Origin of the sequence: uncultured Helicobacter sp. (assembly GCF_910577135.1) — a bacterium.
GTDB classification, from domain to species: domain Bacteria; phylum Campylobacterota; class Campylobacteria; order Campylobacterales; family Helicobacteraceae; genus Helicobacter_C; species Helicobacter_C mastomyrinus.
Window position 1 is genome coordinate 9,234 of record NZ_CAJTLL010000004.1, and the last position, 15,369, is coordinate 24,602.

Genomic DNA, 15,369 nt, shown 5'->3' on the forward strand with positions numbered 1-15,369 from the left:
GCCCCCCCCCCACAATATACTCTCATTGCAAGAATCTAAGCTATGAGATGGCAAGAGATTTTTAATCTTATGCAACGTATCCAAATAGGCTTGTGCCATATTTTCCAAATCAGGCACGACTATGCGCAAAATACCATTTGGTTTAAGAATGCGCTTGATTTCTTTGAGTATATCAAGGGCTTTGTGAGGATTCAAATGCTCTAAAAAATGGCTGCTGTATGCTACATCAAAGCTATTATCGCTAAAGGGTAGGGTGGAGAGGAGATTTACCTTTTTGACACGATTATCAAGTGGGCTAAAATCTATATTCACCCAATCCGTGTGGAATCTACTGCCACAGGCGAAATTAAGCATTTTGATGGGGGTATTATTTTCTTGCATAGGAATCCTTTGAAATGTGGTAAAAAGATGATTGTAGTAGCAATTCACTTAACATTTGATTTTCCATTTTGCTAGAGTGATGTAAAAAATGTCAATGGATAGACATTATAGCTTCCTCTCATAGATCGCCTTAAGCGATGATAAAGGGCTTTAAGATTTTTAGGAGGCTTATGCCTTAAATCAAAATTATGAGGCATAAAAGTTTCTCTTAGCGCAATAAGCTCTTTTATATAAGGTGTGTAGATTTGCTCTAGTGTGGCTTGAGGAAGCTTATAATTGCCTAAATCGACTTTGTTTTCACCAATAAATGAAAGGGCGTGAAAATGATAAAAAATAGGGCGGAGGTGGAAAAACTGCTGGATATTCCACGGAGCAAGTGCGTATCTAGGATTGCTTGGCACATACACGCCGCAAAATCGTTCAGTCCAATCATCAAGGTATTTTTGGTCACCAAACTTACCATCTTCAAAACGCGCAAAACACCATTCTAAACATCTTTGTTTCCACCAAGTGAGCGCTTCTAATCCATCTTGTGTCGCCTTAAAGCACATAAACTGCACGCAATAGATTCCACTTGTGGCTTCTTGATTGTAGATAGGCGTGTAGTTATGCTTTGTGAGTAAGATAGAGTTTTCTCTCATTTCATCAATAATCACATTAGGATTTTCAAAGAAATACACATCTGCATCAATATATGTGCAAAATGGGAGGTTGAAAGTTTTAATACAATATTCAATAATCGCGGGGGTGCAGCTCCAGCAGTATTCCCCAAGACTTCTTGTGCTTTTAATAGCAAGGAGCTCTTCATTTTCAAAATCATATAGCGCAATAGGCGTAACAAAGGATAGTTTAAGCGCGGTGATATGTTTTAAACTCTCATCATCAAAGCAAAGCACATAGATATGAATATCTTGTGTATGAGCGCTCAGGGATTTAATCATCGCAATCCCGCGTGTAAGGTAGTTTGCATTAAAGAGTGTGCAGTAGTAATACATACGCACTCCTTAGAGATGGTAAAGAAGGGGAATAGATTAAATGCGATTTAGAAAAAACAGAAAAAGAAATAACAAAATGTCTAAGAATGTAAAGTAGGAGGAGGATTACAAGTTTGTGTGCCCCCCCCCTAGCACCAAAACTAATGAGTTTTTTTGGTGTGTTGATACGCAGGGTATTTCGTGCAAATTCCTTATTGATAGGGCGGTATAGGCGTGTGTCGATAGGATTAGGGAGGTTGATAATAGGCTTATTTTTAAAAAGTGTAGAATCTCTAGCACAGGATGTAATCCATTGAGATAAGCCGTTTATGGTTAGATTCTGTAATGTATTATAAACTTTTGCCTTATGCTTAAAAGTCCAAAAACTGATGTCAAAAGGAAACTTAGAATGGAGGAGTGGGCAAGATTTACAAACAGAGCCAACCCCTATACAGGCGGGTGCCACATAGTGGCACCCGCCTGTATAGGGGTTGGCGTCGTGCAGGCTCCACAAAAGCGGCGCTTTGATGGATTGCAAATCTTTGATATTAAAGAATCCGCTTTCAACACAATGCAAATGCACTACATCAGGGTTTAGCTCATTAATAGCGGCAAGAAGGGGACGATTGCGCGGTGTGAAGAATGGAAGATGGGGTGAAAATATATCTTTGTGTCGTTTGGGATAGAGTTTAAGCGGGAGCTGGGATAAAAAGGGGCGAATCTTGGCAAAGGCTTTTTGGAGTTTGGTTTGCGCGATTTGTCTTATCTGTGGAGTATCTGTAGTTTTATTTTGTGTAAGTATTATAGAATCTACATTGTGTTCAAGCAGTGCCTTATGTAGCCGGACACAGGCTCTTCCAGCTCCACCATTATCTTGAGTAACAAGATGCACTATTCTCATCGTATTCCTTAATCTAAACGCTCTTTTTGCTATTTTGCATCTTAGGTTAATCAAAGTGGCACGCCCAAGAGGATTCGAACCTCTGACCTACGGCTTAGAAGGCCGTTGCTCTATCCAGCTGAGCTATGAGCGCATTTAAAGTAAAAAGAGGTTTGGGATTGGTTGCGGGAGAGGGATTTGAACCCCCGACCTTTGGGTTATGAGCCCAACGAGCTACCGGACTGCTCTATCCCGCGATACTTAAACTTAATTACAAACTAGAATGTTTAGATATAGCTATAAAACTAAAGGCTTAAAGAAGTGGCTGGGGTAAAAGGATTCGAACCTCTGAATGCCTGGACCAAAACCAGGTGCCTTACCGCTTGGCGATACCCCAATAACAAAAAAATTTAAAGGCGCAATTATAATGAGTTTGTATAGCTTTGTCAAGATTCTTAATGCGCTACGCTTGTGGCAGGAACTCTCTCTATGCCTTTGCTATCAGGATTAAAGCTTTCGCATTTACACAAAGTGTCAATCCACAATTTGCATACAGCGTAGCATACGAGCGAAGCTCTTATCCTTTGGCAAATCCCGTAAGGAAAAAATGAGTTTTTAAGGCAGAATCTTTATGATATATTTGCTTTGAAGTTACTTGTGTGTTTTACAATGTAGGTATTCCTTGAATGGTTTTAGCGATGAAGCTATTTTAAGGAAAATATTATTGTGAAAGGATATATTATGAGTAAAGTTGTTGAAATTTTAAAGCAGATTCAAGCTGATACAGAAGTGTTTTATGTCAAAGTGCATAATTTTCATTGGAATGTTAAGGGTATGGATTTTTACCCTACACATAAAGCTACTGAAGAGATTTATGAAAAATTTGCTGATGTCTTTGATGATGTCGCAGAACGTGTATTGCAAATTGGTGAAAAGCCTTATGTAACACTTGCAGATATGCTTAAAGCTGCAAAAATTAAAGAGGAGAGTAAAACAAGTTTTACTTCAAAAGATGTTTTAAAAGCTATTCTTGCTGATTATGAATATTTCCTTAAAGCATTTGAAAATCTTTCAAGCGAAGCAGACAAGGTAGGAGATAATGTAACTGCTGCGTATGCTGATGATAAGGTAGGTGAGTTACAAAAAGCTATTTGGATGCTTAAAGCGCAACTTGCTTAAAAATACAATGATTTTAGAGCATTCACATTCTATATAAATGCCCATTTGCTACTACACTTCGTGTGAATGCGGCACGAAGTGTTAATCTACACTTGTTTTTAAACAAAAAATAATAGAATCCAAAAACTTCAATGAAAATGAAATAAATATTTATTGAAAAAACTCAAAGAAAAACCCACAAATATTTACAAGACTCATTTCTTCAAAATCTATTTTAGTGCATATTCTTCTGTGCTATTTGATACTTTATATAAATATCCACGCTTAAGGCACTCAAATACATAATAAAATTTATTTTATTGCTATATAATGCCGCGCTAGCTTAATATAAATTATCAATGATTGAGATTTTGAGATTCTATAAAGGTTTGCTATGTATGAGGAACGTGTAAAGAGAGCCATAGAGGCGATAAAAAAGGGCGAGATGATTATCATAATGGATGATGAGGACAGGGAGAATGAGGGTGATTTAGTAATGGCGGGGATTTTCTCCACACCGCAAAAAATCAACTTTATGGCGCAAGAGGCACGGGGGCTCATTTGTGTATCCATCACAAATGAGATTGCCAAAAAGCTGGATTTACCCCCAATGGTGCAAAAAAATGATAGCAATTACGAGACAGCTTTCACTATTTCCATTGACGCTAAAGAGGCAAAGACAGGTATTTCAGCTTATGAACGTGATATGACTATCCGCCTAATGTGTGATAGCAATGCCAAGCCTAGCGACTTTGTGCGCCCCGGACATATTTTTCCGCTCATTGCCAAGGAGGGAGGCACTTTGGTTCGCACAGGGCACACTGAAGCAAGTGTAGATATTTGCCGCCTTGCAGGTGTTGCACCTATCTCTGTGATTTGTGAGATTATGAAAAAGGACGGCACAATGGCAGGGCGAGGTGATAAATTCCTCCTTGATTTTGCAAAGGAGCATAGTCTTAATATCCTTTATGTAAGCGACATTATTCACTATCGCTTAAATTTTGAGAATCTTATCAATGAATCGGGGCGTGAAAATGTGATGTTTATGAATGAGAGTGCAGAAAAAATCCATTTTATCGACCATTTGGGGCGTACACATATCGCCTTTGCTTTTGCAGGGCTTAGTAAGATTGCTTCACAGAGCCCTGCACAGATAAAGCCACTTATTCGATTCCATAATGTGCGGAGTGATTTAGAGCTTTTACAAGATGATGAGGAGTTTAACGCACTTTTAAGCAGTATTAGCCACCTTAAGCAGCAGGGCGGGTATTTGATATTCCTTAATCAGCAGGACAAAGCACATAAGAGCTGTGGTGAGATAAAGGATTTTGGCATAGGAGCGCAGATTCTTAAAAGGCTAGAGGTGCAAGACTTTATCCTTCTTAGTTCGTGCAATACTCAAGCGAGTGAGTATAACGCCCTAAGCGGCTTCAATCTGCATTTGATAGAAAAAATAGAGGTATAAATTAAGCTTTTAAAAGCTATACTTGCACTTTTATTTTAAGTTTTTAAGGTTATTGTTTGTCCCCCAAGGTTAAGATTCTTATCTGCTATCACAAAGTAAGCCCTATTATTGCTAATGATTTCCTAGCACCCATATTGCTAGGAGCAGAATCTGCACCAAAAGATACTCAAGAATGCCTAAAAAGTGATTGCATTAAACATAATACAGATTTGTTGAGAGATGATTCTATCTGCGCTGGGGGAGGGCAACCTCATAGCTTAAAAGGTAATCCTGTTTCATTAGAAGATACATATCTTTCGCATACTGATTCTGCCGCACTGCCTATATCTTTGAATCCTCGTGAGATTCCCCACACCTTAGAGCATATTTCCTCGCTTAATCCCTACTTTTGCGAGCTTACCGCGATGTATTGGGCGTGGAAGAATCTAGAGGCGGATTATTATGGGCTATTTCACTATCGCCGAGTGCTGGATTTTACGTCATCAAGCCTCCTAGCAAAAACTCTATCTTTTCTCACGCCTAAGGCTTTTCCACAGGTGAAATACTCTTTGCATCCCTGTCATATAGATAAGCTTTTGCAAACACAAAAGCCCGATATGATCATCCCTCAAAGGCAGAATCTCGCAGCACACTTAACCTCTTATGATACCTACAAGCAAGACCATCATATACAGGATTTAGACAAGGCACTTGCGTATATTAAGGCACATTTTCCCTATATGCAAGAAGCAGTGCAAGAGGCGCTTTTCACAAAAGGGCAGGGCGTGTATTATTGGAATATCGCTATATGGCGCAAGGAGCTATTTTTTGAATACTGCGAGTGGCTTTTTGATGTGCTCTTTGGGATTATGGAGGAAATCCCATATAAGCAATATGATGATTTTCAAAAGCGCGTTTTTGGCTTTTTGGCAGAGCGGTTATCTAATGTATGGCTGATGTATAAGATGCAAACCCAACTCTTAAAGATTATAGAGTGCAAAACAAGGCTTCTGCATACCTCTAATAAAAAGTTTTTTGGTGTGGTGAGAGGGAGAGAGTATAAGCGGCATTATTGCTTTTTTATTCGCATGTATAAAAAGCCTCTCTCACCCCCCCCCCCACAATATTAGTGAAAATGCAAGGAGTAAGGAATGAATATAAAAATTTTAGTCTGCTATCACAAAGTTAGCCCTATTATCGCCAATGAGGTTTTGCAGCCTATTTTGCTAGGGGCGGAGAATGCAAAGGAGCAGGTGAAAGATGAGCTAGAAAATCTCTGCCACAGGGTAAATGTAAAGCTATACTATGATGATAGCGGAGAGCATATCAGCAGCCTTAATCCCTACTTTTGCGAACTCACTGCAATGTATTGGGCGTGGAAGAATCTAGAGGCGGATTATTATGGGTTGTTTCATTATAGGAGGGTTTTTGATTTTAGAGGGAAAACACCTCTTAATAATCCCTACGATGTAAATAAAATTAGACTTTCTCCATCACAGCTTCAGCATACCTTTGGGCTATCCGCACAAAGCATAGAGTCTATGTTAAAAACAGCGGATATTATTGCTTCAAAACGTATTATTGTTTCCTATGGTTGGGAGAGTTCGCGCTTCTTTAATCAATATGAAATCTATGCGCGAGACCATCATCAAAAAGATTTAGATATAGTGCTAGAGATTATAAGGGAGAAATACCCTCATTATGAGGAAGCAATCCAAAAGGTATTTTTCACTCGGGGGCAATGCCTTAGCTGGTGGAATCTCTTTGTGATGAAAAAGGATTTATATTTTGAATATTGCGAGTTTTTGTTTGGAGTGCTTTTTGAGGCACAAAAACGTATTGATTTGCGCTTTTATACCCCTTATCAAGCACGTATATTTGGCTTTTTGGCAGAGCGGCTTTTAAATGTATTCCTTGTGTATAAAGACTTAACTTCTCTTACGAGGATTGAAAAGCTTCAAGCGTGGCAGCTTAAAGATGAGCGTCCGTGGCTAGGTTGGGTGCAGGAGGGTGATGTAAGGCGATTTTATGTTTGCAAACTACGAGTGTTAAAGCGGTATTGCTAAGGCAGGTGTGAGATATGCAAAAGATAGTGAGATTTACCCAAAAATATGATGTGAGGCAATATATTTTGTGGCTTTGCATAGCCTTATGTGCCATATCTCTAGCGATTTTGCCACTTTCATATAGCTATCTTAGTATAAAGATTCCCATAAACTGCCTTTATACTGCATTTGGCCTCTTTCTTTTGTGTTTTTATAAAGATGTGAAGCATATAAGGCAGATATGGTTTGTGCTTGTGTGTATGGCTGTTATTGTGGTGATGGCGTATATTTCACTGCTTTATGCGGCACATATTGATTGGACAAAAACTGCCATTAGGCAGTATCTCTTAGAGCCTACGCTTTTTATGATTTGTAGCTTTTTGCTCGTGCAAAGGCTTAGTCAAAGACAGCTTTTAGGACTTTTTGTAGCCTTATGCGTGGCACTTTTTTATCACCCTTTAGCTACGATATATGATTTTTATGCTAATTGGAATGGAATGTTTGGCTACCGCGCTATGTTACCGAGTTATCACGTACCTGCTACGGTATATGTATTTTATTTGCTTTTTGCTTTGAGTATTGCTTATGTAGGATTTTTGAAAACTAAGGGTTTGTTAAAGCTTATATTTGGCGTGTTTGTGCTTTTAGGGATAGCGGCATTTGTGCTTAATGGCGGGAGATTTGGTATCTTAGCTTGTCTTACTATAATAAGCGCACCTCTTGTATGCTTTGCATATACCTATAAAAAACTCTCTCTTGCCTTGCTTTGTTTGGGCTTGATTGGCGCAAGTGTAGCGTTGTATTATGGTAGCCAAAAGTGGGATTCACGCTACAATTTGCATAATGCACTTAATACTTTTAGTGAAGTGTGGCATACCCCTCCGGCAGCTATGGGGCAATATCTAGGTGGAGGTTGTGAATCTTGGGCTAAGTGCTCTAAGCACTCTCTCAATCAGCCCTCATCTATTGTTTGGGAATATTCAAGCGTAGATAGAATCTCCAAACTTAAAGCCACGCTTCTCGCCATAGCTGATAATCCTTTGCGCCCTAATGGCTATCACTTTCAGCAGTTCCCTTTTAATATCCAGCATATTTTTCCACTTGATTCTATCAATCACCCTTTTTCACTTACCCCATATAAGGATACATTTATTATGTCAAATGCGCATAATCATAACTACCCCTTATCAGTATTTTTTGAACTAGGACTCATAGGTTTTATAGGTTTTTGTGCCTTTAGCTTATTCTTTCCTGTGAGTATGTGGAGGGTAAAAATTGCATTAAAGGCTAAAAATACAGATATAGGAGAGATAATAATAGGTAGCATAGGTATAGCGGTTATTGGTTTAATAGTGGCAAATATGTTTGATTGCATACCTGTTCGTGATGGGCAGCTTATGCTCTTTGTGATGTATGGAATCTTCTTAGGGGTAAGATATGGGGCATTGCGTCAAAAATAGTCCTTTAGTCTCTGTGATAATTCCTATTTACAATGTAGAGCAGTATTTACAGGAGTGTTTAGATTCTGTTTTGAATCAAACATACAAACATTTAGAGATTATCCTCGTGAATGATGGCAGCACCGATAAAAGCCCAGATATAGCACAAGAATATGCTAAAAAAGATTCTAGAATCCGCTATTTCACACAGGAAAACAAAGGCGGTGGGGTGGCTAGAAATATAGGGTTAGATAATGCGAGGGGCGAGTGGGTGCTTATCTTTGATAGTGATGATTATATGCGTCCTTTTGCTATTGAAACTCTTTTGCAAAGGGCATTAGAGGCAAATGCGCAAATAGTGATAGCGCAAAGTGAGGAGCTAAGAGATGGGCGTATATCGCTTATGGATTGGGCTTTGCGATTAGATTTAGTGCCAAATAAGCTAAGTTTTAACTACAAAGATTTGGGGGATAATGTCTTTGGATTTTGCGTAGGGTGGGCGTGGGATAAGCTCTATAAAAGGGATTTTATAGAATCTTATGCTTTGCGCTTTCAAAACATTCAAGTTGCTAATGATTTGTATTTTACCTTTATGGGTTTGATTATGACAGATTCTATCAGTATATGTGATAAGGTGCTTTTCACTCATCGTAAGCATAGCACTTCGCTAGAAAGTAGCCGCGATGGCAATCCCGCCTTGTTTTTAGAATCTGTGAAAAAATGGCACAAGACACTTAAAAGTTTAGACATATTCTCGCAAGTGGAAAGGAGCATTATGAATTGGACACTTAGTTTTTGTCTATGGCATTTGCATACTCTAAGTGATGATAGGGCGCATTATAGGTTATTTAAAGTGCTAAAAAGAGCATTTTGCGATTTAGGTTTAAGGGGCTACCCACAGGCAAAGTTTTACAATCAAAAGCATTATAAACAAATGTGCTATATTTTGCGTATCCCTCTGTGGCTACATCGCCTGAATACCTTTAGGGTGTGTGATATGAAAGGTTTGTTTCGTATGAGAGTTGGGGAAAAGGGGTGTGTGATAAGACTTTTTGGCATTACTTTGTATAATAGCTATGAAAATAATATAAGGCATAGAAAATGAAAGTAAAAAATCTCATCGTAGGGGCGGGACTAGCTGGGCTGACTTTAGCAGAGCGATTAGCAAATGTGAAAAAACAAAGAGTGCTCGTCATAGATAGGCGCAATCACATCGGGGGGCAATGTGTATGATTACGATGATGGCGGGATTTTAGTGCATAAGTATGGCACACATATTTTTCATACCAATGATAAAAAAGTGTGGGATTATCTCAATCAATTTAGCCGATTCTATCCCTATATGCACGAGGTAAAAGCCTTTGTCGATGGACAGCTAGTGCCTGTGCCTTTTAATCTTAATACCCTCTCTATGCTCCTGCCTCATAGCATTGCAAAAGACATAGAATCCGCGCTTTTAAAGCATTTTAGCCTTGGGAGCAAAGTGTCTATCCTAGAGCTGCAGAAGCTCCCTGAATTTGCCTTTTTGAGCCAGTTTATCTATGAAAAAATCTTTTTGCATTATACACTGAAGCAGTGGCAATGCAGCCCAGAGGAGCTAGATAGCAGTGTGTTTGAGCGTGTGCCTGTGGTGCTAAGCAAGGACAATCGCTATTTTAGCGATACTTTTCAGGGTATTCCTATACAGGGCTATACGCAAATGTGTGAAAATATGTGTAAAAGTGAGCTTATAACTTTAGAGCTTGATTGCGATTATAAGGACGTAGCGCACTCGCTTGAATGTGAGAGAATCTTCTTTAGCGGGGCGATTGATGAATTTTTCGACTATGAGCTAGGGGAGTTGCCCTATCGTAGTTTGTATTTTGAATTTATGCGATTTGAGAGGGAATATTTCCAAAGTAATAGCGTGATAAATTACCCTAACAACTATGATTATACGCGCATAGGGGAATATAAGTATTTCTTAGATAGCAAAACACCTCATAGCATTGTGAGCTTTGAGTATCCTAAGTCGTGGAGTAGGGGAGATGAGCGATACTATCCCGTGCCAAATGCCGCGAGTGCTGCTATATATGAAGCCTATATGCAGAGGGCAAAGGCATTGAAAAATGTCTATTTCATCGGCAGACTTGGGGAATATAAGTATTATGATATGGATAAGGTGGTAGCTAGAGCCTTAGAGCTTTTTGAATCTTTAAGCTGATAAAGGAAACAGATTTTTTGATACCAATATCAAATCTCGTCTTGACGTTTTTAGTCTTTTTGTGCCAAAAAGATAGAAGCTTGTGTATTGCGTGGTTTCTAGTGTTAAAGCTAGATTTATGAGGTATCCAACCTTTGCATTTTGTAGAAAAATATTGCATATAAAAATATGTCTCCCAATGCCTTAATATCGATTCTATACCGAGTAATGCCTACCCATCATACGCAGTTCTTCTGTGCTAAAACCTGCTTGGATTCTTGCTTGGATATTAAGGATACGTGGAGGGCTGTAAAATGCCCTAAAACGTTCTAATGTGGCTAAAAACTCCTGTGTAGAGGCATTAGTGTGGCTATATCTCCACCATTTATTACCCTTTTTTACGTGAGCAATTTCATCGTGCAAAATTACCTCTAGCACAGCAAGAAGCCTATCACGCAATGTATGCTCAAAATGCTTAATCTTGCTCACTACAAAGGGATTTGCATCAAGCCCATTTGCCTCTAAGCCTCTGTGAAGTAGCGCCATTCTATCGCTCATATCGCTTGTTGCCTTTTGTGCATCAAAGAGTTGAGTATGCACGGGGAAATCGCCATATTCATAGCCAAGTGCATTGAGGCATTCGTGCAATAATCTAAAATGCCGCATTTCCTCTAATGCGACTTCTAGCCAATCGTGATAATAGGATAAGGGCAAATCCCTAAAGCGATACATCGCATCAAGGGCTAAATCTATCGCACTATACTCGATATGCACGATAGAATGCAGCATTTTAGCGAGGCTTTGCTCACTCTTTATATGCTTTGGGCGGCGGATTCTAGTAGGGTGGGTAATCATGCAGAATCCTACATAGGAGGGCTGCTTGAGTGGATAGATGGGAGAATGTCTGCTCTTTATGGATTCATAGCTTTGTGCGGAGGCTAGAGCTATCTTACTTATCCTTGCCAATGCCTCGATCTCTGTGCATTTTTGTGCAGGAGTTTTAGCACTCATAGCACTATAAAGCATATCAAAAAACATTCACACCCTTTCTTTTATGCGATAAAACACCGCAGAAGTTGCGCTCAAAAGCAGCGCAATGCAGAATATGAAAATCTCCCAACCAAGCATTTCAAAGACAAATGATGAGAGATAAGAGCCAAGTGTGCTATCTGTGTAGTAAAAGCTCAAATATAAGCCGCTTAATACGCCTTTATGATGTGTGCTTAGGGAGCTATTGAGCGCATTAAGCATAGAATACGCAATAAAAGAGCTAAAGCACATTATAAGCATACCCACATATATCCACATTACAGAATCTATGAGGAATACACATAGCCCTAGCACGAAGAAAATGAGGCTTAAGAATATGGTCTTTTCCTTGCCCTCGTATATTTTTGCGATAGAATGAGCAAGGAGTGAGACGACAATACTTGCGCGGTATCCTAAATAGAACCGCCCATTTTGTGCTTGAGTAATATGCGGGAATATGTCTCTAGTGTGGAAAGGAAGTGTATCGAGCACGGCTTGTTGTGCGCCCATATCAGTGTTTATATATTTATTTGCGCTCTAGCACTTCGCATGCAGGGAGGATCTTACCCTCTAGCAGCTCTAGGCTCGCTCCACCACCGGTAGAAATAAAGCTCATATTATCACGCTCACCAGCTTTGTCAATCGCATCTGCAGTATCGCCCCCGCCAATAAGGCTAAAGGCATAGGTATCGCTTACGGCGTGAGCGAGATTAAACGTACCGCGTGAAAATGCTTGTATTTCGTAGATTCCAAGCGGTCCATTCCAAATAATCGTTTGGGAATCGCGCACTACTTCACTAAAAAGCTTACTTGTCGCTGGTCCCATATCTACTGCCATAAAGCCTTCTGGCACATCTTGCGCGGGAGTGATTTTAATATGGCGGTGCTCTTTAATATCATCAGTGCTGACGACATCTACGGGCAGATAAATTTTGACTTTCTTTTCTTTAGCATGGTTGAGAATCTTCTGTGCCTCACTGATGAGATTATCCTCTACAAGGGATTTTTGCATATCAAATCCTAGCGCCTTAAGGAATGTATTGCTCATCGCTCCGCCGATGATGATTTTATCCACGACATCAAGGATATTGTATAAAAGGGCAAGCTTGGAGCTGACCTTGCTACCGCCTACAATGAGTAAAACAGGCTTGAGCGGATTTGCCATAGCTTTTGCAAAGGAGTCAATTTCTTTTTTGAGTAATAGCCCTGCTACGCGCTCTTTTGCATATTTTGCAATGCCACAAGTGCTAGAATGGGCGCGGTGGCTTGTGCCAAAGGCATCATTGACATATACATCACAGAGGGAGGCGAGTTTGCGTGAAAGCTCATCGCTATTTTTTTCCTCTCCCTCATAGAATCTAATATTTTCAAGTAAAATCACATTGCCATTCGCACCTTGTTGTAAGGATTCTACATTCTCAATATTTTCTGCAAAATCGACATCTCGCCCTAAAAGCCGCTCCACACGTTTGATTACGTGTTTGAGTGAAAATTCCGCACTTCGCCCTTTGGGACGTCCTAAATGACTCACAAGCACAATACTTTGAGCGTGATTATCTGTGCAATAATTAATCGTTGGCAAAGCCTCCCTTATACGTGTATCATCACTAATATCAAAGTCTTCACCCATTGGCACATTAAAATCCACGCGTATTAGCACTCTTTTGTCTTTTACATCAATATCGCGCACACTTTTTGTATTTTTCATCACCTCAATACTGGCTTCTTTCATTAAACCTACTCCTTAAAAATTTGTTGTTATTTTAGCATATTTATGTGATTATGGCTTTTAATTCAAACATACTATATGTCCTAAATATTATCGATTTTACCGCCCATTATCGTGCAAAAGCCTGCCTAAATTATTGTTTTAATAGTATAAGGAGGGGTTGGATAATAGCTTACACTTCAGTTGTGCTAATACCATATTTCTCCTCAAGCTTCTTGCCAAAATTAGTAGCAAAACCCTCGCAAAATCGCATTCCATAGAGCATAACAAACCACGAAACATAAATCCACAGCATAAGAAAAAGAAAGATAGAAATCGAACCATAGACGCTTTTGTAAGTTTGATTATAGAACACATAATACACAAACGCCCATTTAGTGAGTAGCCACGCTGCAGAAGTGAGCACACTTGAAGTAAGTAGAGAAAGGAGTTTCAAGGGTTTATTGGCTGAAAGTTTAAAAAGGAGGAAAAACATAGCCCAAGTCAGCAAATAGGGAATCAAATCAAATAATATGCTTAAATCTGCCGTGCCTTTGAGCGTTTTTTGCACTTCGCCACTAAAATAGATTGAAAAGGCTAATACCACCGGGAAAAGCGTAATCATCGTCCAATACATCATAAGAGAATCAAAAAATTTGCGCGGCGTGGAGTTAAACATCTTTGCCGCGATATACTCATAATTGCGAAAAAACATCACAGAAGCCACAAGTGTGTAGCCAAGCCCCATCATACCAAGCGAAGAGCTATTTTGCATAAAGGTATCAAGGTATTCTGCAATCACATCTGTGTGCGTGGGCAGGATATTTGAGAGGATAAGGGTGCGGATTTGCTCGATTTGGGATTGAAAATTGGGTAGATTGATAAAAATCGTAAAGATAATAAGTAAAAGCGGCACAATAGCAAAAATTGTATAAAAGCTAAGCGAAGCTGCATAAAAGCTAAGCTCCTTATCAGCGACAAAATCCCAAATGCTCTTAATCTTGCTCCATAGTGCAAAAAAAAGCTGCCGACTCCTGCTCCAAAGCCAATGAACAAATCGCTCTTTTGTTGTGTGCTGCATATTGCTCCTTACATATCGCCTTAATGGCAGCTTGTAGCTGCGACATAGCCATAAGATTCTATCATTGCTACATCATCTCTAGGGGCTTTACCATCGGTGGTGAGGTAGTCTCCTAGCACGACAGCGTTAATCCCTGCCTCAAAAAGCGGCTTTTGGTTATCTCCAAAAACCATCTCTCGTCCCCCGGCAATCATTAACCGCGTGTTAGGGAGATATTCACGCGCTAAAATCACGCATTCAAGCGCTTCATCTTTGCTTAATGTTTTCATTGGTAAAGGCAGTGCTTCATTGGCGATATAAAAATTAATAGGAGAGCTATGAGGGGAGAGAATCTGCAAATGCTTTAGAAGCTCGATTCTATCGCTCCAGCTTTCCCCTATGCCAAAGATTCCGCCCGAGCAAAGCCCTAGTTCAGCTTTAAGCGTGTTTTCGCAAGTCTCAAACCGCTCAAGCCACGTATGTGTGCTGCAAATCTGCGGAAAATAATCTTTTGATGTTTCTAAGTTGTGATTATAGCTATCCACGCCGTGCTTTTTAAGGAATTTAAGCGAATCTAAATCCGCACTCCCACAACAAGCGATAATATGCAAACCTAAATCCGCCTCTTTAATCGCACTTGCAGCTTTAGCGATATATTCACATTTATCAGAATCGAGTGAGCGTCCTGCCGTTACAAGGCAAAATCCCAATGCCCCATACTCACGCAAAGACTTAGCTTCTTGCAGAATTTTATTTATGTTTTTGTTTTTATATCGTTGAATCTGTGTGCCATAATGCGCACTTTGTGTGCAGTATTTGCAGTCCTCCGGGCAATCTCCTGATGTTACATTACAAATACTGCATAAAAATATTTCATTACTTGCCATATTTTGCCTTTCCCTAATAATAAGATGTTTCAAATTACAAAATCTCAAAAAACTTAGCATTGTAGCAAAAAAGTATTTAAAGTTTATGACAAGCTTCTTTAAAAATAGCTTCTTGCGTGCGTTCAATATTTTTTCAATTAATGTTGTTTAAGGAGAAGTTAAAATCGCAGACATCTAGTATC

General features: G+C 39.5%; 14 protein-coding genes, 3 tRNA genes and 1 pseudogene. 7 read left to right on the plus strand and 11 right to left on the minus strand.

From position 1 onward, the window contains the following. From QZ289_RS02840 to QZ289_RS02865, 6 genes are all read right to left on the minus strand, one after another. On the minus strand, window positions 1-381 hold a 381-nt coding region (locus QZ289_RS02840), incomplete at its 3' end, for a methyltransferase domain-containing protein (RefSeq protein ID WP_295699004.1). Window positions 382-452: 71 nt separating this feature from the next. Beyond that, window positions 453-1,376: a hypothetical protein gene (locus tag QZ289_RS02845; RefSeq protein ID WP_295699006.1), complete on the minus strand. Its 924-nt coding sequence runs from the start codon at window positions 1,374-1,376 to the stop codon at window positions 453-455. After that, entirely contained in the window at window positions 1,351-2,256 is a 906-nt protein-coding gene (locus QZ289_RS02850; RefSeq protein ID WP_295699009.1) for a glycosyltransferase, read from the minus strand. Before QZ289_RS02850 ends, QZ289_RS02845 begins: the two co-directional genes overlap by 26 nt. A 56-nt stretch (window positions 2,257-2,312) precedes the next feature. Next, window positions 2,313-2,389 (minus strand) — tRNA-Arg (locus QZ289_RS02855). A gap of 26 nt (window positions 2,390-2,415) precedes the next feature. After that, window positions 2,416-2,492 (minus strand) — tRNA-Met (locus QZ289_RS02860). A gap of 65 nt (window positions 2,493-2,557) precedes the next feature. Next, window positions 2,558-2,632, minus strand: a tRNA-Gln gene (locus tag QZ289_RS02865). 344 nt (window positions 2,633-2,976) lie between these two features. On the opposite strand from QZ289_RS02865, the gene QZ289_RS02870 reads away from it, so the two are divergent. The 7 genes and pseudogenes from QZ289_RS02870 (at window position 2,977) to glf (ending at window position 10,524) form a co-directional block, all read left to right on the plus strand. Then, complete coding sequence (locus QZ289_RS02870; RefSeq protein WP_295699012.1) at window positions 2,977-3,414, plus strand: DNA starvation/stationary phase protection protein; 438 nt, start codon at window positions 2,977-2,979, stop codon at window positions 3,412-3,414. A gap of 373 nt (window positions 3,415-3,787) precedes the next feature. Further along, window positions 3,788-4,858, plus strand: a complete 1,071-nt coding sequence (locus tag QZ289_RS02875) for a bifunctional 3,4-dihydroxy-2-butanone 4-phosphate synthase/GTP cyclohydrolase II (RefSeq protein ID WP_295699015.1) — start codon at window positions 3,788-3,790, stop codon at window positions 4,856-4,858. A 56-nt stretch (window positions 4,859-4,914) separates the two neighbouring features. Beyond that, window positions 4,915-5,967, plus strand: coding sequence for a DUF4422 domain-containing protein (locus QZ289_RS02880; RefSeq protein WP_295699017.1), 1,053 nt, complete (start codon window positions 4,915-4,917; stop codon window positions 5,965-5,967). 21 nt (window positions 5,968-5,988) lie between these two features. Next, window positions 5,989-6,903: a DUF4422 domain-containing protein gene (locus QZ289_RS02885; protein WP_295699020.1), complete on the plus strand. Its 915-nt coding sequence runs from the start codon at window positions 5,989-5,991 to the stop codon at window positions 6,901-6,903. Window positions 6,904-6,917: 14 nt separating this feature from the next. After that, window positions 6,918-8,342 carry an O-antigen ligase family protein gene (locus tag QZ289_RS02890; protein WP_295699022.1) on the plus strand — a complete coding sequence of 475 codons (1,425 nt, stop codon included), beginning with the start codon at window positions 6,918-6,920 and terminating at the stop codon, window positions 8,340-8,342. After that, window positions 8,320-9,426 (plus strand): glycosyltransferase family 2 protein, encoded by a 1,107-nt coding sequence (locus tag QZ289_RS02895; protein ID WP_295699024.1) that lies wholly within the window; start codon window positions 8,320-8,322, stop codon window positions 9,424-9,426. Before QZ289_RS02890 ends, QZ289_RS02895 begins: the two co-directional genes overlap by 23 nt. Further along, window positions 9,423-10,524: pseudogene (glf, locus tag QZ289_RS02900) on the plus strand (UDP-galactopyranose mutase). Before QZ289_RS02895 ends, glf begins: the two are co-directional and overlap by 4 nt. 195 nt (window positions 10,525-10,719) lie before the next feature. Here the strand turns inward: glf and QZ289_RS02905 are convergent. The 5 genes from QZ289_RS02905 to QZ289_RS02925 all read right to left on the minus strand — a co-directional run bounded on the left by QZ289_RS02905 (window position 10,720) and on the right by QZ289_RS02925 (window position 15,247). Further along, the gene (locus tag QZ289_RS02905; RefSeq protein WP_295699026.1) at window positions 10,720-11,541 is read right to left on the minus strand and encodes a ferritin-like domain-containing protein; all 822 of its coding nucleotides are present in this window, start codon (window positions 11,539-11,541) and stop codon (window positions 10,720-10,722) included. Beyond that, window positions 11,542-12,042, minus strand: a complete 501-nt coding sequence (locus QZ289_RS02910) for an MFS transporter (protein WP_295699029.1) — start codon at window positions 12,040-12,042, stop codon at window positions 11,542-11,544. It abuts the gene before it with no gap. 16 nt (window positions 12,043-12,058) lie between these two features. Next, window positions 12,059-13,264: a phosphoglycerate kinase gene (pgk, locus tag QZ289_RS02915; protein WP_295699032.1), complete on the minus strand. Its 1,206-nt coding sequence runs from the start codon at window positions 13,262-13,264 to the stop codon at window positions 12,059-12,061. Between the two features lie 169 nt (window positions 13,265-13,433). Continuing rightward, window positions 13,434-14,321, minus strand: a complete 888-nt coding sequence (locus tag QZ289_RS02920; RefSeq protein WP_295699034.1) for a YihY family inner membrane protein — start codon at window positions 14,319-14,321, stop codon at window positions 13,434-13,436. Between the two features lie 20 nt (window positions 14,322-14,341). After that, window positions 14,342-15,247: a biotin synthase gene (locus QZ289_RS02925; protein ID WP_295699219.1), complete on the minus strand. Its 906-nt coding sequence runs from the start codon at window positions 15,245-15,247 to the stop codon at window positions 14,342-14,344. Window positions 15,248-15,369: the final 122 nt, after the last annotated feature.

What these genes read in the sequence shown, in the direction of transcription:
- QZ289_RS02845 (WP_295699006.1), bottom strand. Translation starts at nt 1,376, where the DNA reads ATGTATTACTACTGCACACTCTTTAATGCAAACTACCTTACACGCGGG.
- QZ289_RS02850 (WP_295699009.1), bottom strand. Translation starts at nt 2,256, where the DNA reads ATGAGAATAGTGCATCTTGTTACTCAAGATAATGGTGGAGCTGGAAGA.
- QZ289_RS02870 (WP_295699012.1), top strand. Translation starts at nt 2,977, where the DNA reads ATGAGTAAAGTTGTTGAAATTTTAAAGCAGATTCAAGCTGATACAGAA.
- QZ289_RS02875 (WP_295699015.1), top strand. Translation starts at nt 3,788, where the DNA reads ATGTATGAGGAACGTGTAAAGAGAGCCATAGAGGCGATAAAAAAGGGC.
- QZ289_RS02885 (WP_295699020.1), top strand. Translation starts at nt 5,989, where the DNA reads ATGAATATAAAAATTTTAGTCTGCTATCACAAAGTTAGCCCTATTATC.
- QZ289_RS02890 (WP_295699022.1), top strand. Translation starts at nt 6,918, where the DNA reads ATGCAAAAGATAGTGAGATTTACCCAAAAATATGATGTGAGGCAATAT.
- QZ289_RS02895 (WP_295699024.1), top strand. Translation starts at nt 8,320, where the DNA reads ATGGGGCATTGCGTCAAAAATAGTCCTTTAGTCTCTGTGATAATTCCT.
- QZ289_RS02905 (WP_295699026.1), bottom strand. Translation starts at nt 11,541, where the DNA reads ATGTTTTTTGATATGCTTTATAGTGCTATGAGTGCTAAAACTCCTGCA.
- QZ289_RS02910 (WP_295699029.1), bottom strand. Translation starts at nt 12,042, where the DNA reads ATGGGCGCACAACAAGCCGTGCTCGATACACTTCCTTTCCACACTAGA.
- pgk (WP_295699032.1), bottom strand. Translation starts at nt 13,264, where the DNA reads ATGAAAGAAGCCAGTATTGAGGTGATGAAAAATACAAAAAGTGTGCGC.
- QZ289_RS02920 (WP_295699034.1), bottom strand. Translation starts at nt 14,321, where the DNA reads ATGCAGCACACAACAAAAGAGCGATTTGTTCATTGGCTTTGGAGCAGG.
- QZ289_RS02925 (WP_295699219.1), bottom strand. Translation starts at nt 15,247, where the DNA reads ATGCTAAGTTTTTTGAGATTTTGTAATTTGAAACATCTTATTATTAGG.